The organism is Streptomyces fildesensis (genome assembly GCF_016107395.1).
GTDB lineage: Bacteria > Actinomycetota > Actinomycetes > Streptomycetales > Streptomycetaceae > Actinacidiphila > Actinacidiphila fildesensis.
Map to the genome: position 1 here is coordinate 1 of NZ_JAAIKO010000180.1, position 478 is coordinate 478.

Sequence of the window (478 nt, forward strand, 5' to 3'; positions counted from 1 at the left end):
GTGACGCCGCCCAACGCATCCAGGGGATCTGCCCACTCGATGACGCCGACCTGCCCGAACGGTCCCCTGTCTTGACAGTTGTTCGTGCAGTCGTCCTCTGAGCAGGTGAGTCAGGCCGGCGGTTGGCCGCTTGGCACCCGGGCAAGGTGATCTTAGGCGGTGCCGGTGAGGGTGGCGAAGGCGACGATGTTGCCAAGGTAGGTGTGGGTTCCAGGGTCCCAATTGCCGCAGGTGATGAGGCGGAGTTGGGGCCGGTCAGCGTTTGTGGCGTAGACGTCGAGGGTGGGGAAGTCGTCCTTGGGGTAGGCCCGCACGGAGTCGGTGGTGAAGGCGGCGGTGGTGCCGTCGGCCCGGGTGACGCTGATGCGGGTGCCCGCTTTGAGGGCGCCGAGCCGGTAGAACACGGCGGGCCCGGTCTCCTTCGAGTCGACGTGGCCGAGGATGACGGAGGCGCCGAGCTGTCCGGGGGTGGGTGAGT

The 478-nt window shown here is 67.8% G+C and carries 1 protein-coding gene; it reads right to left on the minus strand.

Annotated elements, in window-relative coordinates; translation table 11 throughout:
* Positions 1–152: 152 nt before the first annotated feature.
* Positions 153–478 (minus strand): sortase domain-containing protein (locus C6N31_RS42485; RefSeq protein ID WP_198359661.1); only part of this gene is annotated, 326 nt, incomplete at its 5' end.